The sequence below is a fragment of the Kribbella sp. ALI-6-A genome (assembly GCF_001984195.1).
In the GTDB taxonomy this organism is placed as follows: domain Bacteria; phylum Actinomycetota; class Actinomycetes; order Propionibacteriales; family Kribbellaceae; genus Kribbella.
In genome coordinates this window covers 1,429,328-1,448,494 of the sequence record NZ_MTQN01000012.1, presented here as the reverse complement: position 1 = coordinate 1,448,494, position 19,167 = coordinate 1,429,328, and the positions used below count along the sequence as shown (strand labels likewise).

Annotated in this window: 23 protein-coding genes; 8 read left to right on the top strand and 15 right to left on the bottom strand. The window is 70.6% G+C overall.

The features are described 5' to 3' along the window. Positions 1-78: 78 nt before the first annotated feature. The 5 genes from BWI15_RS33410 to BWI15_RS33390 form a co-directional block, all read right to left on the bottom strand. Positions 79-636 (bottom strand): histidine phosphatase family protein, encoded by a 558-nt coding sequence (locus BWI15_RS33410; RefSeq protein WP_077018489.1) that lies wholly within the window; start codon positions 634-636, stop codon positions 79-81. A 92-nt stretch (positions 637-728) separates the two neighbouring features. Next, positions 729-2,084, bottom strand: a complete 1,356-nt coding sequence (locus BWI15_RS33405) for an MFS transporter (protein ID WP_077018488.1) — start codon at positions 2,082-2,084, stop codon at positions 729-731. Positions 2,085-2,144: 60 nt separating this feature from the next. Continuing rightward, positions 2,145-2,513 carry a DUF1304 domain-containing protein gene (locus tag BWI15_RS33400; protein WP_077018487.1) on the bottom strand — a complete coding sequence of 123 codons (369 nt, stop codon included), beginning with the start codon at positions 2,511-2,513 and terminating at the stop codon, positions 2,145-2,147. A 60-nt stretch (positions 2,514-2,573) separates the two neighbouring features. Continuing rightward, positions 2,574-3,470, bottom strand: a complete 897-nt coding sequence (locus tag BWI15_RS33395; RefSeq protein WP_077019466.1) for a phosphotriesterase family protein — start codon at positions 3,468-3,470, stop codon at positions 2,574-2,576. A gap of 74 nt (positions 3,471-3,544) precedes the next feature. Beyond that, entirely contained in the window at positions 3,545-5,329 is a 1,785-nt protein-coding gene (locus tag BWI15_RS33390; protein ID WP_237771570.1) for a DEAD/DEAH box helicase, read from the bottom strand. Between the two features lie 176 nt (positions 5,330-5,505). On the opposite strand from BWI15_RS33390, the gene BWI15_RS33385 reads away from it, so the two are divergent. Both BWI15_RS33385 and BWI15_RS33380 read left to right on the top strand, forming a co-directional pair. After that, a complete protein-coding gene (locus BWI15_RS33385; protein ID WP_077018486.1) occupies positions 5,506-6,027 on the top strand; it encodes a DinB family protein in 522 nt (173 codons plus the stop codon). 56 nt (positions 6,028-6,083) lie between these two features. Continuing rightward, positions 6,084-6,443, top strand: a complete 360-nt coding sequence (locus BWI15_RS33380; RefSeq protein WP_077018485.1) for a YybH family protein — start codon at positions 6,084-6,086, stop codon at positions 6,441-6,443. 31 nt (positions 6,444-6,474) lie between these two features. On the opposite strand, the gene BWI15_RS33375 is transcribed toward BWI15_RS33380, so the two are convergent. Then, the gene (locus BWI15_RS33375) at positions 6,475-7,611 is read right to left on the bottom strand and encodes a calcium:proton antiporter (RefSeq protein WP_077018484.1); all 1,137 of its coding nucleotides are present in this window, start codon (positions 7,609-7,611) and stop codon (positions 6,475-6,477) included. A 111-nt stretch (positions 7,612-7,722) separates the two neighbouring features. Between BWI15_RS33375 and BWI15_RS33370 the strand changes: the two genes are divergently transcribed. Next, positions 7,723-8,268, top strand: a complete 546-nt coding sequence (locus BWI15_RS33370; RefSeq protein ID WP_237771569.1) for a GNAT family N-acetyltransferase — start codon at positions 7,723-7,725, stop codon at positions 8,266-8,268. Positions 8,269-8,323: 55 nt separating this feature from the next. Further along, positions 8,324-9,220 (top strand): SCO6745 family protein, encoded by an 897-nt coding sequence (locus tag BWI15_RS33365; protein WP_077018483.1) that lies wholly within the window; start codon positions 8,324-8,326, stop codon positions 9,218-9,220. On the opposite strand, the gene BWI15_RS33360 is transcribed toward BWI15_RS33365, so the two are convergent. From BWI15_RS33360 to BWI15_RS33350, 3 genes are read right to left on the bottom strand one after another with little or no spacing between them, the layout of a single operon-like run. Then, positions 9,192-9,386, bottom strand: a complete 195-nt coding sequence (locus tag BWI15_RS33360; protein WP_077018482.1) for a hypothetical protein — start codon at positions 9,384-9,386, stop codon at positions 9,192-9,194. The two genes, BWI15_RS33365 and BWI15_RS33360, sit on opposite strands and share 29 nt — an antisense overlap. A gap of 34 nt (positions 9,387-9,420) precedes the next feature. After that, positions 9,421-10,002: a TetR/AcrR family transcriptional regulator gene (locus tag BWI15_RS33355; protein WP_077018481.1), complete on the bottom strand. Its 582-nt coding sequence runs from the start codon at positions 10,000-10,002 to the stop codon at positions 9,421-9,423. A 45-nt stretch (positions 10,003-10,047) separates the two neighbouring features. Beyond that, complete coding sequence (locus tag BWI15_RS33350; RefSeq protein ID WP_077018480.1) at positions 10,048-10,935, bottom strand: LysR family transcriptional regulator ArgP; 888 nt, start codon at positions 10,933-10,935, stop codon at positions 10,048-10,050. A 70-nt stretch (positions 10,936-11,005) separates the two neighbouring features. Between BWI15_RS33350 and BWI15_RS33345 the strand changes: the two genes are divergently transcribed. Together BWI15_RS33345 and BWI15_RS33340 are read left to right on the top strand one after the other, a co-directional pair. After that, entirely contained in the window at positions 11,006-11,602 is a 597-nt protein-coding gene (locus BWI15_RS33345) for a LysE/ArgO family amino acid transporter (protein ID WP_077018479.1), read from the top strand. Between the two features lie 17 nt (positions 11,603-11,619). Beyond that, complete coding sequence (locus tag BWI15_RS33340) at positions 11,620-12,354, top strand: MBL fold metallo-hydrolase (protein ID WP_077018478.1); 735 nt, start codon at positions 11,620-11,622, stop codon at positions 12,352-12,354. Here the strand turns inward: BWI15_RS33340 and BWI15_RS33335 are convergent. After that, the gene (locus BWI15_RS33335; protein WP_077018477.1) at positions 12,345-13,256 is read right to left on the bottom strand and encodes an SDR family oxidoreductase; all 912 of its coding nucleotides are present in this window, start codon (positions 13,254-13,256) and stop codon (positions 12,345-12,347) included. The genes BWI15_RS33340 and BWI15_RS33335 overlap by 10 nt on opposite strands. 53 nt (positions 13,257-13,309) lie before the next feature. Between BWI15_RS33335 and BWI15_RS33330 the strand changes: the two genes are divergently transcribed. Continuing rightward, positions 13,310-13,993 (top strand): TetR/AcrR family transcriptional regulator, encoded by a 684-nt coding sequence (locus BWI15_RS33330; protein ID WP_077018476.1) that lies wholly within the window; start codon positions 13,310-13,312, stop codon positions 13,991-13,993. Here BWI15_RS33330 and BWI15_RS33325 read toward each other — a convergent pair. From BWI15_RS33325 to BWI15_RS33315, 3 genes are all read right to left on the bottom strand, one after another. Then, complete coding sequence (locus tag BWI15_RS33325; protein WP_077019463.1) at positions 13,921-14,862, bottom strand: DMT family transporter; 942 nt, start codon at positions 14,860-14,862, stop codon at positions 13,921-13,923. The two genes, BWI15_RS33330 and BWI15_RS33325, sit on opposite strands and share 73 nt — an antisense overlap. A gap of 110 nt (positions 14,863-14,972) precedes the next feature. Continuing rightward, positions 14,973-16,181 carry an MFS transporter gene (locus tag BWI15_RS33320; RefSeq protein WP_269087208.1) on the bottom strand — a complete coding sequence of 403 codons (1,209 nt, stop codon included), beginning with the start codon at positions 16,179-16,181 and terminating at the stop codon, positions 14,973-14,975. Between the two features lie 96 nt (positions 16,182-16,277). Further along, positions 16,278-16,856, bottom strand: coding sequence for a DUF4865 family protein (locus BWI15_RS33315; protein ID WP_202817787.1), 579 nt, complete (start codon positions 16,854-16,856; stop codon positions 16,278-16,280). A gap of 103 nt (positions 16,857-16,959) precedes the next feature. Here BWI15_RS33315 and BWI15_RS33310 point away from each other — a divergent pair, with 103 nt between their 5' ends. Then, positions 16,960-17,829, top strand: coding sequence for a hypothetical protein (locus BWI15_RS33310; protein ID WP_077018473.1), 870 nt, complete (start codon positions 16,960-16,962; stop codon positions 17,827-17,829). Here the strand turns inward: BWI15_RS33310 and BWI15_RS33305 are convergent. Both BWI15_RS33305 and BWI15_RS33300 read right to left on the bottom strand, forming a co-directional pair. Continuing rightward, positions 17,816-18,211, bottom strand: coding sequence for a GNAT family N-acetyltransferase (locus tag BWI15_RS33305; protein WP_077018472.1), 396 nt, complete (start codon positions 18,209-18,211; stop codon positions 17,816-17,818). The two genes, BWI15_RS33310 and BWI15_RS33305, sit on opposite strands and share 14 nt — an antisense overlap. Then, positions 18,212-19,165: a pyridoxal-phosphate dependent enzyme gene (locus BWI15_RS33300; RefSeq protein WP_077018471.1), complete on the bottom strand. Its 954-nt coding sequence runs from the start codon at positions 19,163-19,165 to the stop codon at positions 18,212-18,214. Positions 19,166-19,167 lie beyond the last annotated feature (2 nt).

Here is a 19,167-nt window from a genome sequence, read left to right as displayed (position 1 = left end):
CATCCTCAGGGCGTCGGGATGCTTTGCCGAACGATAACCGGACCGGGTGCCATTCGGCAGCGTCCCGGCGTGGAGGAATCAGTGCAGGTTGAGTGACCAGGAGGTGGCGTGCGCGGAAAGGGTGACCCTCGCCAGCGGCCGGACGTCGACGTGCCGCAGTGACTCCGCGGGAGCCTCCAACGCGTAGAGCACCGCCGCCCGCACGACGGCCGGGTGCACCACGGCGACGACCGTACGGCGTACCGCGTGGTCGGCGTCCGTGGTGAGGTCGCCCAGCCAGTCGGCGACGCGGGCGATCAGGTCGTTGGCCGTCTCGCCGCCCGGCGGCGCCGTGTGGGGCCGCTCGAGCCACGCCGAGACCGCATCGGTCTCGGTGGCCAGCAGGTCCTCCAGGTCGCGGCCGGTCCACTCGCCGTACTCGCGGTCCCGGAGTGCGCCGAGCACGACCGGCTGGAGCCCGACCGCCTCGGCGGTCAGGATCGCGGCCGGCTCCGGCCCCGAGTACGCCAGGTCCGCGGTGATCTTCAGATCCCGGGCGGTCTCCAGGCTCGCCTGGTCGGGCGCGGGCTCGCCACCGAGAACGAGTCCGCGCAGGCCAGGCGTCAGCGCGTGGGCGACCAGGGTCAACGTGGTCACGCGGCGGCGCTTTCCGCCGGGGAGGTGACCTGGGTGCGACGATCCACCAACGCAGCGTAACCGATCAGGTACGCCGCGACGACGGTCGCCACTCAGCCGCGGGTCCGCCGGGCGGCGAGCACGCCGAGCAGCGCCAGGGCGGCCGGCAGGCCGAAGGCGGTCAGGTATGCGGTGGTCGGCGCGTGCGGCTCGATCGCCGCGAACAGCGAACCGCCGATCGCCAGCACTGTTGCTGTCAGCAACGAGTCGCTCAGCTGCAGCGCGGAGCTGTTCGCGCCTTGCTGCTCCAGGCTGGAGTGCTCCAGGACCAGCACCGACAAGGTCGGGAAGACGGTCCCCATGCCCAGGCCGGTGAGCGCCCAGCCGAGGATGCCGACCACGACCGGCACCCGGTCGTCGAGCGTGGCGGCCGCGATCGCGATGCCGAGCAGGATCGAGACCATGCCGGCCTGCAGGAAGACATGGGGCTCGAACGGCTGGTTCGGCCGGCCCCGGTACCACGACGCCGCGGTCCAGCTCAGCGCGCTGACAGTCAGCACCAGCCCCGCGAACGCCGGGGACAGACCGCGCTCCCGGGTCAGCATCAACGGCAGGAACACCTCGGCGCCGAAGCCGGCCGCCGCGACCAGGCCGCGCAGCGCGATCACCGACGGGAGCCCGGCGCGGATCGTGAAGGTGCCCTTCGGCAACAGCTTCGGCGCGAACGCGACCACCGCCGCCAGGCCGACCGCGACCAGGATCAGCTGAACGGAACCGTGCTGCTGACCGCCGTAGTGCAGCAGACCAACACCGAGCGCGGCGCCCACGGCGTACCAGGCCTGCTGGCTCCAGAGCTTGCCGGACCGGGCCACGTGCTCACCCTTGGACAACCCCGGCCGCATGATCAGCGCCGCCGGGACAGCGAGCACCGGTACGGCGAGGAAAACGATCCGCCAGTCGGTGTGCTCGACGATCAGCCCGGCGATCGCCGGCCCGACCAGCGACGGAACGACCCATCCGGTGGCGAAGGCGGCGAAGATCCGCGGCCGCAGTTCCGCCGGGTAGAGGTGGCCGACCACGACGTACAGAGCGACAGTGAGCAGCCCGGCGCCGAATCCCTGGATCACCCGGCCGACAACCAGGACCTCCATGGTCGGCGCGAGCCCGGCGATCACCAGACCGGCCAGAAACCAGCCCGTGCCGTGCCAGAGCGGCCGGGTCGGCCCCTTGAGGTCCGACCAGGTGCCGGAGACAACCATCGCGACGACTCCGGAGGCGAGCGGTCCGCCGAACGCCAGCGCGTACAGCGACAGGCCGTCCAAGGCCTGCGCGACGGTCGGCATCGCGGTCGTGACCGCGAGAGACTCGAACGCGACCAAGGTGATCAGCGCCACCATGCCGACGGTCAGCGCGCGGTACTGCGGGGCGAGAACTCCGGGCGGACGAGGTGCCGTGGTCGTCGTGGTCATGCCGAGTAGCGTCGGAGATGAAGTGCACTTGAAGTCAACCCGGCGGCTTCGAAGTCTTGATCACAGGACAGCGGCGAGCACCAGGGCAAGCAGCGGCGGTACGGCCTGGATCGCCGCGGACCGGGCCATCTGGCGATCGGAGCCGATCAGCACGAGACCGGCGCCGAGCATGCAGGCGCTGGAGAACAGCGCGATCGCGTGGCCCCGGTCGCCACCCGCGATCAGGCCGCCGATCGCGCCGGCCGCCAGGAACAGGTTGTAGAAGCCCTGGTTGAACGCCCACGGCCGCGCCGCCTGAGCCTCCGCCTCGGACCTGACCCGGAAGCGCTGCTGCACGCTCGGCTTGTGGAACAGCAGGCTCTCCAGCGCGAAGAAGACGAGATGCAGCACGCCGGCCAGGCCGACGAAGAGCTGCGCGACGGTGTTCATCTGCGCACGGTACCGCTCAGCAGCCGGTCCATCCGGTGAGCTGCGCGCGAGTCCGCGCCGTCATGTCCACGTGGTGGCGAAGGCTCGAGCCGGGTTGGCGACGAAGATCAGGTCGACGACGTCCGGCCCGAGGCGTCGCGTGAGCCGCGGGCGGAGGGTGTGCAGCAGGTACGGCATGCCCGGCCCTTCGCCGGTCGCGACGCGGGCGCGGGCCGTCGTCGTGTCACCGCCGACGAGCAGGCGGTCGGCGTACCCGGTCTCGGCCAGTGCGGCGAGGCAGTCCACCATCCGCCAGTCGGTGGCGTGGTTGGCCCGCGACGGTCCGTCGAAGGCGAGAAACGCGCCGCGGGCCGCCAGTTCCTGGTGCACCTGATGGTCCGGGAACCGGTTCAGATGCCCGAGCACGATCCGGTCGAGCGCGACCCCGTGTCCTTCGAGGCGATCCAGTACGGCGTCCGCGCCGGTCCCCAGCTCGTGGTGGATCGCGATCGGCGCGCCGGTCGCCTGCTGCGCCTCCGCGGCGGCGTCGAGGAACCACCTGGCGTGCTGGTCGAGCCCATGGAAGCCGCCGGCGATCTTGATCAGCCCGGCCCGGACCTCACTGTCGCCGATGCCCTGGGTGAGCTCTTGGACGAACAGCTCGGCCAGGTCCTGCTCCGGCAGCGCTGGGTAGTGCTCGGCTCGGTGCAGTCCCGTCGCGGCGACCACGTGAACACCGGTCTGCTGCGACAGCTCGGGCAGCAGGTCAGCGCGCCGGCCGAGCCCGTGCGGAGTCCACTGGACGACCGTCCGTCCGCCGGCCTCCGCGAACAGCGTCGCTTCGCTGACAGCGGCGTCGAAGTCGTCCAGCTCTTGCCCGGGCAGCATGACGCTGCGGAAGAAGAGGTGGTCGTGGGAGTTGCAGACGCCGAGCTCCTCAGGCGCCACATCCCCCAGCACAGTCCGTACGACAGCCATCCACACTCTCCCCTCAACGTAACCGAGCCCAGGCTGCCATGGGCTGCCTGGGCTCGGTCTGTGGGGTCAGTGGGTCAGCGACCGCGGCGGGCGCCGCCCGCGCGGGTGCCGGCCGAGAAGGCCGCCGCACCGGCCGGGCGACTGCTGGTGCCCGGCGTGGTCGTGGTGTAGCTCTTCGGTGCGCCGCCGGAGCCACTCCGGCCGCCCGAACCGCCGCGGCCGCCGCCACCGGAGCCGGCGCGTGCGCCACCGCTACGAGCTCCGCCGCCGGATGCGCGGCCGCCGCCGTTCGATCCGCCGCGAGCGGCGGGGGCGGACTGGCCCGGCCCGGACGCGCGCCGGCCGCGGCCGCCACGTCCCCGTCCGGACGACTCGCCACCGGTACGGCGAACCTGGTCGTTCTCCGACTTGGCGGGCGGCTCGACGAAGATCCGCTCACCCGGGGCGAGCTCGGCCAGCAGCGGGTCGCCGACACGCAGCTTGGTCACCTTCGGCGAGATCCCGGCCTTGCGGGTCAGGTCACGCACGTCGCTGACCTGGTCGTCGGTCATCAGCGTGACGACGGTGCCTTCGGCGCCGGCCCGCGCCGTACGACCGGAGCGGTGCAGGTATGCCTTGTGCTCGATCGGCGGGTCGGCGTGGATCACCAGCGAGACGTCGTCGACGTGAATGCCGCGGGCCGCGATGTCGGTCGCGACCAGCGTCCGGGCGGAGCCGTCCGAGAACGCCTCCAGGTTCCGGGTGCGGGCGCCCTGGGACAGGTTGCCGTGCAGCTCGACCGCGGGCACGCCCTGGGCGATCAGCTTCTTGGTGAGCGACTTGGCGCCGTACTTGGTGCGGGTGAAGACCAGCGTGCGGCCGGGAGCCGCGGCCAGGTCGACCAGCACCGGGAGCCGGCTGTCGGCCTGCAGGTGCAGAACGTGGTGGGTCATCTTCGAGACCGGCGACTGCGCCGAGTCGACGCTGTGCGTGACCGGGTTGCGCATGAACCGCTTGACCAGCACGTCGACACCGGCGTCCAGCGTGGCCGAGAACAGCAGCCGCTGGGCGTCGGCCGACGTCGCCTCGAGCAGCCGCCGGACGGCGGGCAGGAAGCCGAGGTCGGCCATGTGGTCGGCCTCGTCGAGCACGGTGATCTCGACCGCGTCGAGCTTCGCGTGCCCGGCCTTGACGTGGTCCTCGAGCCGGCCCGGGCAGGCGACGACGATGTCGACGCCCTTTCGCAGCCCGGTGATCTGCGGGCCGTGGCCGACGCCGCCGAAGATGGTCATCGTGCGCAGACCGAACGCGTCGGTCAGCGGCGTGATCGAGGCCTGGATCTGGGTGGCCAGCTCACGCGTCGGCGCCAGGATCAGCGCACGCGGCTGGTTCGGCCGGCGGCGGGTGCCGCTGGAGGCGAGCCGGGCGATCAGCGGCAGCACGAACGCGTAGGTCTTGCCGGAACCGGTCCGGCCGCGACCGAGCACGTCCCGGCCGGCCAGCGAGTCCCGCAGCGTGGCGGCCTGGATCGGGAACGGCTTGGTGACGCCGGCCTGGGCCAGCGCGGCGACGAGCTCGGCGGGCAGACCGAGGTCGGTGAAGGTCAGGTCGTCGGGGACCACGAGTGGCGCGACGTCGTCGTACGCCTCGGTGCTGGTCTCGACGGGCTGCGCGGCAGCGGGCTTCTTGCCGCCGCCGGAGCGCCGCCGGCGCTCACCTTGAGTGCGGCCGTCGTTGCTCTGCGCAACAGGCTGGGCGGCTGCCGCGGACTGGTTGCCTGCGGCACCTGTACGGCGGCGGCGGCGGGGGCGGGCCGAACCGTCCGGACGGGCGGAGCTGGATTCGGGCGCGGGCGTGGGCATGGGGCGGCTGACCGCCATCTGGTACTCCAAGAAAGTCGAAAAGGTCGTCCTGCCCGGCGCGGCATCGTGGGCCGCGGCGCGTGGGGGGTCGACTGCCAAATGGTCCGAGGCAGAACTGGGCGGACCGTCAACAACCAGCATACGGCATCGCGGCTCTCCTTCCTTGTGACGTCCGTCGCGGTACCGTCCTGGCTGTGACGACCGACGACTCCGCGCCGTTCCGTACCGATCCCCCGTCGACCGGTGACGAGCGGGCGATGCTGCAGGGATTTCTCGACTTCCACCGCGGCACCCTGCTCTGGAAGGTGTCCGGGCTGAGCGGCGCCGACCTGGTTCGGCCGGCGGTCGAACCGTCCGGGATGAGCCTGCTCGGACTGGTACGGCACCTGACCGAGGTGGAGCGCCACTGGTTCCAGCTCTGCCTGGACGGGCGGGCGGACGCGTTGAAGCTGTGGACGGACGAGCACCCGGACGGTGACTTCGACCTGGTGTCGGCCGCGGACGCGGAAGCCGACGTCGCGACGTTCCACCAGGTGGTCGCGGAGTCGGACGCGATCGCTCGCGGCTACGACCTCGACCACCACTTCACCCGCCCGCGCGGCGGCGAACAACTCTCGCTGCGGTGGCTCTACCTGCACATGGTCGAGGAGTACGCCCGCCACAACGGCCACGCCGACCTGCTGCGCGAACGCATCGACGGCCGCACCGGCGAGTGAAACTCGGCAACGCGGTGGTCGTGCGGGATCACCGCCGACCGAGGCAGGATGCAGTCATGCGGGAGAAGGACCTGGACAAGTGGGTCGGGCGGTACCGGCGGGCCTGGGAGACCAACGACCCCAAGGACATCGCCGCGCTGTGGACCGAGGACGCCGTGTTCTACCGGCGGCCCGACGAGGAGCCGGTGCATGGGCGGGACGAGATCGTGCGCGCCTGGCTGGAGGTCGCCGACGCGGCGGGCGAGACCACGTTCGAGTACGAGGTGCTCGGGTTCGGCGACGGTGTCGGGTTCGTTCGCGGCTGGACGACGTACCTGACCAATCCGCCGACCGAGTTCAGCAATCTGTGGGTGGTCCGGCTGGACCGTAGCGGGCGGGCGCACGAGTTCACCGAGTGGTGGATGCAGGCGCCCTGAAAGTTGCTGCGGGCAACTTCCCCGGGCTGGATCACGGACTGACGGCCAGGAAGAGGAAGGCGCTGAACACCATCAGGTGGACGGCGCCTTGCAACAGGGTCGCCCGGCCGGTCGCCAGCGTGAGTTGGCTGATCACCACGGTCAGGGCGAACAGCACCATCTCCTTGCCGCCGAGACCGAGCACGAGCGGACCGCTGAGCCAGATCGACGCGACCGCGATCGCCGGGATCGTCAGCCCGATGCTCGCGAGCGCGGAGCCGAGCGCCAGGTTGAGGCTGGTCTGCAGCCGGTTCCGCAACGCGGCCCGGACGGCGGCGACGGTTTCCGGCAGCAGCACGAGCAGAGCGATGACCACACCGACCACGGCGAGTGGAGCCCCGGCCGACTCGACCGCGGCCTCCAGCTTCGGTGACACCGTCTTCGCGAGGCCGACCACGGCGACCAGGCAGGCGAACAGCAGCGCCAGGCTGATCAGCGCCACCCTGCCGCTCGGTGCGGCGGCGTGCGCCTCCTCGTCGTCCTCCTGGTCCACGGCTTCCACGGCGACCTCGGAATCGCTGTCCGTCGCGTGCTCGACCGGGAGGAAGTAGTCGCGATGCCGGATCGTCTGCACGAACACGAACACGCCGTACATCACCAGCGACACCACACCGGCGAACGCGAGCTGCGCCCCGCTGAAGGTCGCGCCCGGCGTACTGGTGGTGAACGTCGGCAGCACCAGGCTGAGCGTGACCAGCGCGGTCATCACCGCCAGCGCACTGCCCGAGGCGTGCACGCGGAACTGCTGGGTCCGGTGCCGCAGCGAGCCGACCACGAGCGACAACCCGAGGATCCCGTTGCAGGTGATCATCACCGCGGCGAACACGGTGTCGCGCGCCAGCGACGCGGCCTTGTCACCGCCGGAGGCCATCAGCGTGACAATCAGCGCGACCTCGATCACCGTCACGGCCAGCGCGAGGATCAGCGTGCCGAACGGTTCACCCACCCGGTGCGCGACGACCTCGGCGTGGTGCACCGCGGCGATCACCGCCGCGCCCAGCCCGGCGCACACCAGCACCAGCAGGACCGCCCCGAGATCCCGCCCCCAGGACAGCACCAGTACGACGAGCGCGAGCGGGGGCACGGCCAGACTCCAGCGCGGCAACCCGTGGACCGTGGAGTTCGTCATCCCCGCTGATTCTATTCGGTTCCGCACAAAGGAGTTGGCATCCGCCGCCCACACCGTGATGCTTTTCGCATCGATCCCTGCCCGGGATCACCACCAGGAAAGGCGGAACAGGTGACGGTTTCATCGGCCGGCGGGACAACGACGATCCGGGTGCGGGACGCCCGCGCCGAGGACTGGCCGTCGATTTTGCCCTTCTTCCGCGAGATCGTGGACGCCGGGGAGACCTACGCCTACGACCCGGCCCTGACCGACGAGCAGGCCCGCGACCTGTGGATGTCGCCGTCCAGCGCGGTCAACAGCCGCACCAGCGTCGCGATCGATGCCGAGGGCACCATTGTGGGCAGCGCCAACATGTACCCCAACCGTCCCGGCCCGGGTTCCCACGTCGCCAGCGCCAGCTTCATGGTCGCCTCCAGCGCACGCGGCAAGGGCGTCGGGCGAACGCTCTGTGCGGACATGATCACCTGGGCCACCGAGCAGGGCTTCCGGGCGATCCAGTTCAACGCCGTCGTGGAGACCAACTCCGCCGCGGTCCACCTCTGGCAGTCCCTCGGCTTCGGCATCGTCGGCACCGTTCCCGAGGCCTTCCACCACCCTACCCATGGTTACGTGGGCCTGCACGTGATGCACCGCCCGCTGTCCACTCCCCAGCCGTAGCCCGTCCGGACACGGCATCCGCGCGCGGCGACGAGGAACGTGTTTGGATCGGGAGATGACCGAGACGCGGGCGCGGCGGCTGTGGCGCGTGCTGGAGCCGATTCACGCGGTGACCTACTTCGCGCCGGAGACCCGGCGGGCGACCGACGAGCTGGGGTTGCGGGGCGGGTGGATGAGCTACTTCGGCTGCCGTGCGGCCCCACTGGGGACGGTAGGCGCTGGGGTGGTCACCGCCGTGTTCTACAACTTCCACCCGAGCATGGTGGCGCGGGCGGTCCCGGACGTCTGGGGCTACGCCTCGCCGGAACAGTTGCTGGCCGCGCGCCTGCAGGCGGTCGACACGGCGGTGCGGCGGATGCTGCCGGACTGGGTCGCGAGTACGGACGTCCAGCGGGCAGCCGAGGTGAGCCGGGAGGCGGCGGAGAAGGCACCGGTTGCCGGCCGGCCGTTGGGCGCGGCCAACGCGGCGCTGGACTGGCCCAACGACGCGCATCTGGTGCTGTGGCATGCGTCGACGATCCTGCGGGAGTCGCGGGGCGACGGGCATGTGGCGGCGTTGGTCGCCGCGGGGCTCAGCCCGTGCCAGGCGAATCTGACGATCGCCGCGTCGGGTGGACCGTCGAAGGACGTGTACCAGCGCGACCGGCGCTGGAGCGACGACGAGTGGGACGCAGCCGCGGAAGATCTGCGCGAGCGTGGGCTGCTCGGTGCCGACGGCGAGCTGACCGAGCGAGGGGCCGCCGTACGGCGGGAGGTCGAGGCGACGACGGACCGGCTGGCCGAGCAGGGGTGGAAGGCGCTCGGTGACGACAAGGCCGAGCAGCTCGAGCGGTTGGTGCGCCCGGTCAGCAAGACACTGATGACCTCGGGGCTGATCCCAGCCGACAATCCGATGGCCTTGCGGTGGCCCGCGGCGGAACTGGTCAGCGTTTCTGAGGCCCGCGAAAGGTGACGTACAGCAGCGACACACCCAGGGCGGCGACGATCGGACCGGCGATGGCCCAGAACGAGCTGCCGGTCATCGAGCTGCCGCCGACGTAGCCGAGGCCTTGCAGGGTCCAGATCACGCCGGCGACGGTGAGCAGCACACCGAACGCGATCGCGACGATCTTCTTCACAGCGGGACGACCTTTCGACCGGGGTGGGGTGAGCCTAGCGGGCGAGCTTGGCGGCGATCAGCTGGATGGAACCGGCGATGTCCTCACCGCGCGGAGCCCGCTCCGGGTCGAACATCGTCAGCGCGACCACTCCGAGCAGCAGGGCCTGCAGGAACGATCCGACCCGCTGCGCGCTCGCCTCACCGGATTCCTCGGCCACGCCGAACAGCGTGGCCAGGCTCTCGCGTGCCTCGCCTTGCAAAGTGGCGACTGCCTGCAGCAGATCGGGCAGCTGTGATCCCTGACTGAGCACCTCGAACTGGGTCGTCCACAACGCGCGGCTCACCGGGTCGGACAACGTGTCGATCACCGATGCCCACGTCGCGGCGAAGCGATCCTGGGGAGCGCCCCCGGCGGCCGGTTCTGCGCTCATCGTGCGGCCCAGTTCGGCACTCCACTCGCCGAGCGCCTGGCGCATCGCCTCGTTCAGCAGGGCGTCCTTGGAGCCGAAGTGGTACCCGATCGCGGCCAGGCTGACCCCGGCCGCGTTCGCGATGTCCCGTGCGGTCGTCCGGGTGTAGCCCTTGTCCCGCAGGCAGAGCTTGGCGCCCTCGAGCAAGGCCTCGCGATTACCCATGCCGCGATCCTAGCGACGCCTCGGACAAGCGTCTGGTACGCGTGTTCAGGCGGTCCGGAGCCCGTCGGCCGCGGCCTGCTGGACCGCCGCCGTCAGCGCCTCGAGCACCGGCGAGTCGAGCTTCCAGTACTGCCAGTACAGCGGCACGTCGACGTACTTGCCCTGGGCAACTTCCACCAGCCGGCCGGCGGCCAGATCGGCTTCGACCACTTCTTCCTCGATCATGCCCCAGCCCAGGCCGAGCCGGATCGCCCGGACGAACGGTCCGGGCGCGGGAATCGAGTGCACCGGCGGATCCAGCCGCCGCCGGGTCACCTTGCGGATCAGCCGGTGCTGCAGCATGTCCTTCGCGTTGAACACCAGCAGCGGTGCTTCCGCGAGCGCGTCGGCGAGTGGACGGCCGGTGAGCCAACGGTCGGCGTACTCGGGGGTGGCGATCGACAGGTAGCGCATGCGGCCGAGCGGCACGACCCGGCAGCCCTGCACCGGTCGCGGGTCGGCGGTCACGGCCGCGAGCACGGCGCCGGCGCGGAGCAACTCGGCGGAGTGGTCCTGGTCCTCCTGCCGCAGGTCGAACGCCGTCACGAGCTCACGCGGTACGGCGAGCAGCGCCGGCAGGAACCAGCCGTTGAGGGAGTCGGCGTTGACCGCGATCGGCACGCGCAGGCCCTCCATCGCGCCCTTCATCGCCGCGATCGCCTCGACCTCGAGCAGCGCCACCTGCCGGGCCAGCCGCAGCAACGCGTCGCCCGCGGCCGTGGTCCGGGCCGGTTTGCCGCGCTGGATCAGCACCTGCCCGACCCGGCTCTCCAGCGCCTTGATCCGCTGACTGACCGCGGACGGCGTGATCCGCAACCGCCGCGCTGCCGCGTCGAAACTGCCTTCCTCGATCACCGCCGCGAAGGTGTCCAGCTGGGAGGAGTCGAGCTGCATGAAGCGATGCTAATGGCACTGAAGAATCTTTAGCTGGTTTACCGGCGCCGATCTGCCTACCGTCGAGGGTGTGAACCTCCTGGCCGGCTTTGCCACGACCTTGTCCATGATCGTCGCGATCGGCGCGCAGAACGCCTTCGTCCTGCGCCAGGGGCTGCGCCGCGAGTTCGTGCTGCCGGTCGTGCTGATCTGCGCGCTGTCCGACGCGCTGCTGATCACCGGCGGCATCGCCGGCCTCGGCGCACTGCTCACCGGCAACCCGACGGCCCTCGCCATCACCAAGTACGCCGGTGCGCTGTTCCTCTTCGGGTACGCCGCCGTCGCGGCCCGCCGCGCGTTCCGGCCGAGCACGTTGACCGCGGCGGATCACGCCCCGGCCGCCCTGCGCAGCGTGCTGCTGACCTGCCTGGGTTTCACCTATCTCAACCCGCACGTCTACCTCGACACCGTCGTCCTGCTCGGCTCCCTGGCGAACCAGCGCGGCACGGACGGCCGCTGGCTCTACGGAATCGGCGCGGTGGCGGGCAGCTTCTTCTGGTTCTTCTCGCTCGGCTACTTCGCGCGCAAGCTCGGTCCGGTGTTCGCCCGGGCCCGCGCCTGGCAGTTCCTCGACGGCGGGATCGCCGTGGTGATGACCGCACTGGGCGCCTGGATGCTGATCCCCTGAGCCCCAACAATGGCCGGATGGACGTGACCGTGCTGTGCGACGCCGTGGCAGTGTTCCCCGAGCCGATCGGCGATGCACTGCCCGGTTGGTCGGCGGAGCACCAGAGCTGGACCGAGTCGCAGGCGCCGGGCAACGTCGCATCCGATGGCGGCTGGCTCCTGCACTTCCACTCCTACCTGGTGACGACCGACCGGCACGCCGTACTCGTGGACACCGGCATCGGACCCGCCGGCGGCGAGGCGGCCCAGTGGCTCGGTACGGAGGGCCGACTACCCGGGCTGCTCGAGTCAGCCGGGGTTGGCGCTGCGGAGATCGACACGGTGATCTTGACCCATGTCCATCTCGACCACGCGGGCTGGAACACCGATGGCGACCAGCCGCGCTTCCGCAATGCGACGTACGTGGTGCAGCAGGCCGAGCTCGACCACGCGCGGGACAGTACGACGTACCGGAACCTGATCGAGCCGCTCGGATCGCAACTGCGGGCGGTGGACGGACAGGTGTCGGTGGCCGGGCTCACCTTGCTGCCGACGCCCGGGCACACTCCAGGGCACCAGTCGGTGCTGACCGATCGAGCACTGCTGGCTGGGGACGTGCTGGTGCATCCAGCTCAGGCCCGATGGCCTGAGCTGGTCTACGTGTACGAGCGGGAGCCTGCGGTGGCTGTCACGTCCCGGCGCGAGGTACTACGACTTGCCGCCGAACTGGGTGTGCGGGTCGAGGCTGCGCATCTGAGCTGCGATCAGCGGTAGCCGGTGGTGTCGGCAGGCTTGCCCGGGTCCTGGACCTCGACGATGTAGCGCCAGGCGTCCGGCTGACTGCCGTCGACGTCGGTGAAGCCGTAGACCTGGGCGAGCTGACCGCTGGACAGGGACTGCCCGTTCCAGCGCGCGACGTCCGGGTCGGCGGCGAGTGCGGCGACTGCGCGGCCGACGTACAGGGGTGACTCGGAGATGGCGAAGTGCGGGATCCGCTCCGTCGCGTCCCGCCAGTTCTGCTCGGTGACGCCGAACTCGTCGAGCATCGCCTCCGACCGCAACCAGCCGGGGGTGAGCGAGAGCGCCGTGGCGCCGTGCGGTGCGAGCTCGTGCGCGAGGGAGAAGCCCATCCGGTTCACCGCCGCCTTGGCCAGGTCGTAGAAGAACGAGACCCGGTAGTTGGTCGCGTTGTACTCGTCGGTACCGTCGGTCATCTCGATCACCAGGCCGCCGGGCTGCTTGATCAGCAGCGGCAGCGCGAAGTGGCTGGTGATCGCATGTGTCTCGACCGCGAGCCGGAAGGTCCGCAGCCCGATGTCCAGCGAGGACTCCCAGACCGTCTTGTCCCACTCCATCGTGGTCAGGCCGAAGATGTCGTTCACCAGGAGGTGCAGGGCGCCCTGCTCGCGCTCGATCCGGGCGACCAGGTCGCGGACCTGATCCTGCTCGAGATGGTCGACCTGCACCGCGATCCCGTGCCCGCCGGCCTGGTCGACCAGCTCGGCGGTCTGCTCGATCGTCTCCGGCCGCTGCATCTCCGACTGCTGGGTGCGCGTGGTCCGGCCGGTCACGTAGACGGTCGCCCCGGCTTCTCCCAGGGCGATCGCCGTGCCGCGTCCGGCGGCTCGGGTGCCACCCGCGACCAGCGCGACCTTGCCTTCCAGCGGCTTGCTCATACCCGCACCTTCCTTGAAACCATACGTTGTACGATTCCGTTACCATACGATGTATGAATACTGCTGGCAAGCCCGGCCGGCCGCGGGCCGGGGCGGAGCGGCTGAGCCGGGACGCGATCCTGGCGGCCGCGCTGCGCATCGTCGACGACGAGGGCGTCGAGGCGATGACGATGCGCCGGCTGGCCGGCACGCTCGGCGTGAACCCGATGTCGATCTACCACCATCTGCCGAACAAGGCGGCCGTGTTCGCCGGGCTGGCCGAGGTCGTGTTCGCGGGTCTCGAGTCAGTGCGGCCGCAGCCCGGGTTGTCGTGGCAGGACGAACTGAAGGACGCGGCCCGGGCCTACCGGGCCGCACTGCGAGCGCACCCCAACCTGGCGCTGCAGGTGCTCTCGGATCCGTCCGCCGTGTCGGACGTCGTGGTGGTGACGGTCGAGCCGTTCTACCGGGCGCTCGACCGTGGCGGGCTCGCGCCGCGCGCGATCTTCGAGTCGGTGAACACGATCGTCGACTTCGTGCACGGCTTCCTGCTCGGCGAGCTCTCGGTGCGCGCCGCTACCTTCGACCTCGCGCCCGACCTGGTCGACCGGGTGGAGAAACTGCCCGACGGCCAGGCGCCGACGTTGACCCGCGTCGTGCGCAGCCTCGGCCGCGAGGGGCTGCACTACGACTTCGACAGCGGCTTCGAGTCGGCGTTGACGGTGCTGGTCAACGGCATCGAGTCGACCGTGCGCTGACCGCTCTTCAGCCGTGAGATCGCGACGCCGAGCAGGCAGAGCGCGCCGCCGGCGTACGCGAGTGGTGCTGGTGACTCGTCGAGCAGCAGCCAACCGAGGAAGATCGTGAGCGGCGGTACGAGGTACGTCGTCGCGCCCATCCGGCCGGCACTCGTCCTGGCCAGCGCGTAGGCCCAGGTCGTGAAGGCGAGCGCGGTCGGGAACGCGCCGAGAAACACGACCCACCAGATCGTCGAAGGTCGCGCGGCGGCGGTCTCGCGAAGCAACGTGGGCGCGAACGGCAGACAGCTGATCGCACCGATCGTGCAGGCGATCCAGGTGACCTCCAGCGCGGGAAGCCTGGCCAGCAAGGGCTTCTGGGCCACCACGCCCACGGCGTACGCGACGGCGGCGAGAACGCAGAGGATCACTCCCCACGTCTCGGCCTGACCGCCGGACGACGACGTGCCGATCAGGAGTACGCCGGCGAACGCGACGGCGCTGCCGATCACCAGGCGGCGCGGGAATCCCTCGCTGAGCAGCAATCCGGCGAGAACCGCGATCAGCAGCGGGCCGATGTTGACCAGCATCGCGGCCGTCCCGGCGTCGAGGCGTTGCTCCGCTTCGTTGAGCGCCACGTTGTAGACGCCGAACCAGAGCAGGCCGCAGACCACCAGCAGCTTCCAGTCCCGCTTGGCGGGCAGGCGTCGCGGCCGGGTGAAGACGAGGCCGCCGAGCAAGAGGCTGCCGATCACCAAGCGGCCGAGGGACAGCGCGCCGGCGGAGAACTCGTGGCCGACGTGGCGGATCGCGACGAACGCCGAGGCCCACAGCACGATGGTCACGGCAGCCGCGCCTGCGGCGAGGACTGTCTGTCGCCGGTCCGTCATCGGGAACACCTCGTTTCGTCGGCCATCCGCCGACTGTAGGTCCGGAACACTTCGGCCGGCGCCGAAGCCGCCGTCCCTTCAGGGAACGGACGGCGGCGCCGTTGTGTGAGTCACCAACTGTCGGCGGGACCGGGCAGAGCGCCGGTTGTGCGGTCGTCCTCCTTCATCGGTGGTGGTGGCAGGGCTGTCGGAGTGATCAGTGCGGTCAGCAGGACGGGAACGGTCAGCCCGGCGACGAGGATCGGCAGGCTCACCCACACTGCGCCGAGCGCGAACCCGGCATACACCGCGACCGCGAAGACCTCGGCGAAGAAGCCGGACACCGACGTCACGGTCGCGCGGGCCGGACCTTCGATCGTGTCCTGCAGGCGGGCGTCCGCGACGACGATGACGAGCTGCATCACGCCGTACCCGAGCGCGATCGGGACGAAGCCCGCCGCCGTGCCGCTCAGCGATCCCCAGGCGATCAACCCCGCCGTCGCGCCCAGGCCCACCGCGAACACCGACGCCGCCAGCCGGTACGCCGGTCCGGCCAGCGCGCCACCGATCGCCTGCGCCGCCACCGTCCCGGCGATCAGCAGCGGCACCAGTGCGTTCGACGCGCCCACTCCCCTGGCCAGCAACGGGAAGTACTCGTCGAAGGCCAGGAACCCACCGAGCAGTGCCACCAGCAGCACGGCCTTTCGCACCGCCGGACTGGTGGCCGCCTCCGCGAGTCCGGCGCGCAGCATCGCCAGGTATCGCTCGAGCGCACCCCGCCAACCACCACCTGTAGCCCCGTCGGCGGCTTCGAGGTCATCGGCTGTTTCGTCGGCAGAGGCCACCCGGGCTGCTTCCGGGAGTGACGCGGCGACAAGTAGTTGCGCGAGGCAACTCAACACGCTGACCGCCCCGGCCAGCAGGTAACCGCCGTAGGCGAACAGCGGGATGGCGAGCAGCGTGGCGGTCAGGTTCGAGAGCAGGGCGGCCGACCTGGCCTTGCCGAGCAGGCCCGCGTACTTGCCGGTGGAGCCGCGCGCCGCCAGTTCGTCGTACACGAAGGCTTCGTAGGTGCCGGAGATCAGGGCGGAGCCCGCACCCCAGAGCACGAAACCGAGCGCGAAGGCGCCGTACGACGGCCAGGCGATCCAGGCCGCGTAGCCGAGACCGGTCAGGGCAGGGCCGAGCATCAACAGCTTGCGGCGGGAGAACAAGTCGGCCAGAGCACCGGACGGGATCTCCAGCACGAACGCCGTCGCCGACCAGATGATGAACAGCGTCGAGATCTGGGTGGACGACAACCCATGATCGGTGAACAGCAACTGGTACAGCGGATACAGCGGGATCAGGTCCTGCAGCGCCTCGTAGGCGACGATGCGGACCGAGAGGCGGTCAGGGCGTCAAAGGAACGGGCTCGAAAGTCTCATGCCCTGAATTTACCCGGCCACGGGCTCGGCGAGCAGCTCTTTTGTGCCGGGTGTGGACAAGTGCAGCACCTGGTACCGCGTCCCGGGCACGATCCCCGGCTCGCCGCTCCACAGCGTGAACTGCACCAGCTCCCACCGGGACGGATCGATCGCGATCGCCGAGCTGTGCACGCCGGGCAGCCGGGCGGTGTCGCGCAGGTTTTCCACAGCCTCGGCCACCGGGCCGGCCGGATCCACGTCCGGCGGCAGGAAGAGCGTGTTTTTCGTCGCCGCCACGGCCGGCTGGTCGACGTCCGGTCCGGGCAGCGAGTCCACGCCGGTCCAGTGCCGCACGGCCGGCCTGCCGAACGACTGGCAGATGCCGGTGAAGAACCCGCCGCCCCACAGGAACCGGGCCATGCCCGCCGTCTCGTTCCACAGGTAGAACGGCGCGTACTGGTTGACCGCGGCGCCGTGGGCCTGGTCCTGGACCAGGTAGGCCTTCAGCGCAAGGCCTTCGAAGTCGTCGGTGGCCCGGCCGCGTTCCAGGACCCGGCGCCGGATGATCCCCATGTCGTAGTCCGCCGGCAAGGTCACTTCGTACTGCATCGCGTACACGGCCTGGTCCCCTCTCGGTCAGCGTCCCGAACATACTAGTAGGTACAGACGAAATTGCCGCGCGCCGATCCCACCTTTCGGTCAGGGTTGAGTCATGAGCGATCGAATCTGGGCGAAGCTCCCCGCGGGCAGCCGGGAGGCGCTGGTCGACGGGTTGAGCCCGTCCGACCTGCAGAGTGCGCTGCTGGAGGTCAGCCGGGAGCGGGCCGCGAAGGTGACTCCGGCCCGCCTGATGGACCGCTGGCGCAAGGATCGCTTCGTCCAGCCGTCGCAGGTCGACCCACGGGCGCTGGTCCGGACCCAGGCTCGCCTTTGGGACTTGCTGCCGGAGCGGTTCGCCGGTGTCGAGCTGTCGCCGGTCACTCCGCTCGGCACGTGCTCAGCCGTCGCCACGATCCACCAGAACATGGTCCTCACCACCGTGCGCAACACCGAGGTCGCCAGCGACCCGACCAACGAGCTCGCCCTCGAAGCCGCCGTACGGCGTCGTGCCGGGGCCGAGCGGGTCGACCTGGCGACCTGCCAGCGCGTGGTCCGGGCTCAGCTGAACGACGGCCCGGGGATGTTCGCGCACTTCCAGCTGTTCGCGCTGGTGTCGTCGGCCCGGGACACCGGGTCGGGCCGCACGGAGGCGGAGCTGCTGCTGGATCACCTGCGCTACTGGTACGCCGTACTGGGTGAGCGGGCGGAGTTCACGTTCACCACGTTCGCGCCGAGCGCGGTCCGGGAGCGGATCGACGACACGGTGCGGCCGGGGCTGCCGGTGAAGCTCGAGGAGGATGCGGGGCGGACCCAGGGCGCCGGCTACTACGCCGGCACCGCGATCGGGATCGGCGTCGACGGCAACGAGCTGGGCGACGGTGGCTTCACCCGGTGGACGGCTGACCTGCTGGGTGATGCCAAGGAGCGCTGCCTGATCTCCTGCGTGTCCACCGAGCGGCTGACGGCGATCAGCGGAGTTTGAGCAGCGCCGCGTCGGTGGGGGTGAAGCCACACGCGTCGACGTAGAAGCCGGCGAGGTGCGGTTCGTAGTCGACGTGCAGCCACTCGCAGCCCGCCGCCCGCGCCTCGTCGGCGGCTCGGGCGACCAGTTGTGCGCCGATCCCCTGGCGACCGTGGTCGGGATGCACCGCGGTGTCCAGCACGAAGGCGTGGGCGCCGCCGTCCCAGCAGACCTGCACGAAGCCGATCAGCGTGTCGTTGTCGAAGGCACCGACCCAGGTCAGCGCGTGCCGCTCCAGCCGGGTGGCCCAGGGCTCGACGGTGCCCGGTGACGACCCGAAAGCCAAGGCATGCAAGGCCGAGAGCACCTCGTCGTCGACAGGGAATCGAACTCGCAGCTCCATCTAGCGCCCCTCCGTGCTGATCAGTACGACGGTGCTGTCGCCGGACAGGTCCAGCGAGTCGCGCGCAGCACGCAACCCCGCCAGCGTGGCCGCACCACTCGGCCCGGACGAGATGCCCAACGCCGTCAGGTCTTCGACGGCCTGCAGCGCCTCCGCGTCGTCCACAGTGACCGAGGCGTGCAGACCGTCTCGCAGGACCGGCCAGGCCAGGCTGGACGGCGTACCGCAGTTCAGGCCGGCCATGACGGTGCTGCTGGTTTCGACTGTCACCGGGTGACCGGCCAGCAGGCTGCTGGTGATGCAGGCCGCGCTGCTGGGCTCTACTCCGAGGACGCTGGTGCAATGGGTGACGGCAGCTTGGGCGACCGAGCCGACTCCCATCGGTACGACGAGCAGATCGGGCTCCATGTCGAGCTCGTGGAACAGCGTCGAGTAGCCGTCGACGATGAGCTGCGGGATCACCTCGTAACCGGGCCAGGCCGAGTCCTGGATCAGCAGGCGCCCAGCGGTCACCGAGTCGGCGGCGGCCGCCACTGCTTCGTCGTACGAGGCGGTGAGGACGGAGACGGTGGCTCCTTCGGAGCGGATGGCCTCGATGGCCGCGGCACCGACCACGTCGGGGATGAAGACGTGCGAGCGCAGGCCGAGCATGCGAGCACGGCGGGCAACCGCGCGGCCGTGGTTGCCGTCTGTCGCGGTGACCAGCACCTCGGTGTCGGGCTGCAGCGCGCGGTGGATCGCCCACCACGCGCCGAGCGCCTTGAACGCCGGCAGACCGAGCCGCTGCGACTCGTCCTTGACCAGGACGCGCCCGACGCCCAGCTCAGCCGCCAGCGCCGGTACGTCGTGCAGCGGGGTCGGCGCGTAGTCGGCCAGGCTCTGGTGGAACGCCAGCACCTCGGCGGGCGCCGGACGCGGCTGCGATGAACGGGCCGTGCCGGAGCGGTAGAGCACTC

Coding starts and splice junctions, on each gene's coding strand:
- BWI15_RS33365 (WP_077018483.1), top strand. CDS start 8,324: ATGACCGAGACGCGGGCGCGGCGGCTGTGGCGCGTGCTGGAGCCGATT.
- BWI15_RS33315 (WP_202817787.1), bottom strand. CDS start 16,856: ATGCAGTACGAAGTGACCTTGCCGGCGGACTACGACATGGGGATCATC.
- BWI15_RS33305 (WP_077018472.1), bottom strand. CDS start 18,211: ATGGAGCTGCGAGTTCGATTCCCTGTCGACGACGAGGTGCTCTCGGCC.
- BWI15_RS33335 (WP_077018477.1), bottom strand. CDS start 13,256: ATGAGCAAGCCGCTGGAAGGCAAGGTCGCGCTGGTCGCGGGTGGCACC.
- BWI15_RS33310 (WP_077018473.1), top strand. CDS start 16,960: ATGAGCGATCGAATCTGGGCGAAGCTCCCCGCGGGCAGCCGGGAGGCG.
- BWI15_RS33355 (WP_077018481.1), bottom strand. CDS start 10,002: ATGGGTAATCGCGAGGCCTTGCTCGAGGGCGCCAAGCTCTGCCTGCGG.
- BWI15_RS33390 (WP_237771570.1), bottom strand. CDS start 5,329: ATGGCGGTCAGCCGCCCCATGCCCACGCCCGCGCCCGAATCCAGCTCC.
- BWI15_RS33325 (WP_077019463.1), bottom strand. CDS start 14,862: ATGACGGACCGGCGACAGACAGTCCTCGCCGCAGGCGCGGCTGCCGTG.
- BWI15_RS33340 (WP_077018478.1), top strand. CDS start 11,620: ATGGACGTGACCGTGCTGTGCGACGCCGTGGCAGTGTTCCCCGAGCCG.
- BWI15_RS33375 (WP_077018484.1), bottom strand. CDS start 7,611: ATGACGAACTCCACGGTCCACGGGTTGCCGCGCTGGAGTCTGGCCGTG.
- BWI15_RS33400 (WP_077018487.1), bottom strand. CDS start 2,513: ATGAACACCGTCGCGCAGCTCTTCGTCGGCCTGGCCGGCGTGCTGCAT.
- BWI15_RS33380 (WP_077018485.1), top strand. CDS start 6,084: ATGCGGGAGAAGGACCTGGACAAGTGGGTCGGGCGGTACCGGCGGGCC.
- BWI15_RS33395 (WP_077019466.1), bottom strand. CDS start 3,470: ATGGCTGTCGTACGGACTGTGCTGGGGGATGTGGCGCCTGAGGAGCTC.
- BWI15_RS33405 (WP_077018488.1), bottom strand. CDS start 2,084: ATGACCACGACGACCACGGCACCTCGTCCGCCCGGAGTTCTCGCCCCG.
- BWI15_RS33330 (WP_077018476.1), top strand. CDS start 13,310: ATGAATACTGCTGGCAAGCCCGGCCGGCCGCGGGCCGGGGCGGAGCGG.
- BWI15_RS33350 (WP_077018480.1), bottom strand. CDS start 10,935: ATGCAGCTCGACTCCTCCCAGCTGGACACCTTCGCGGCGGTGATCGAG.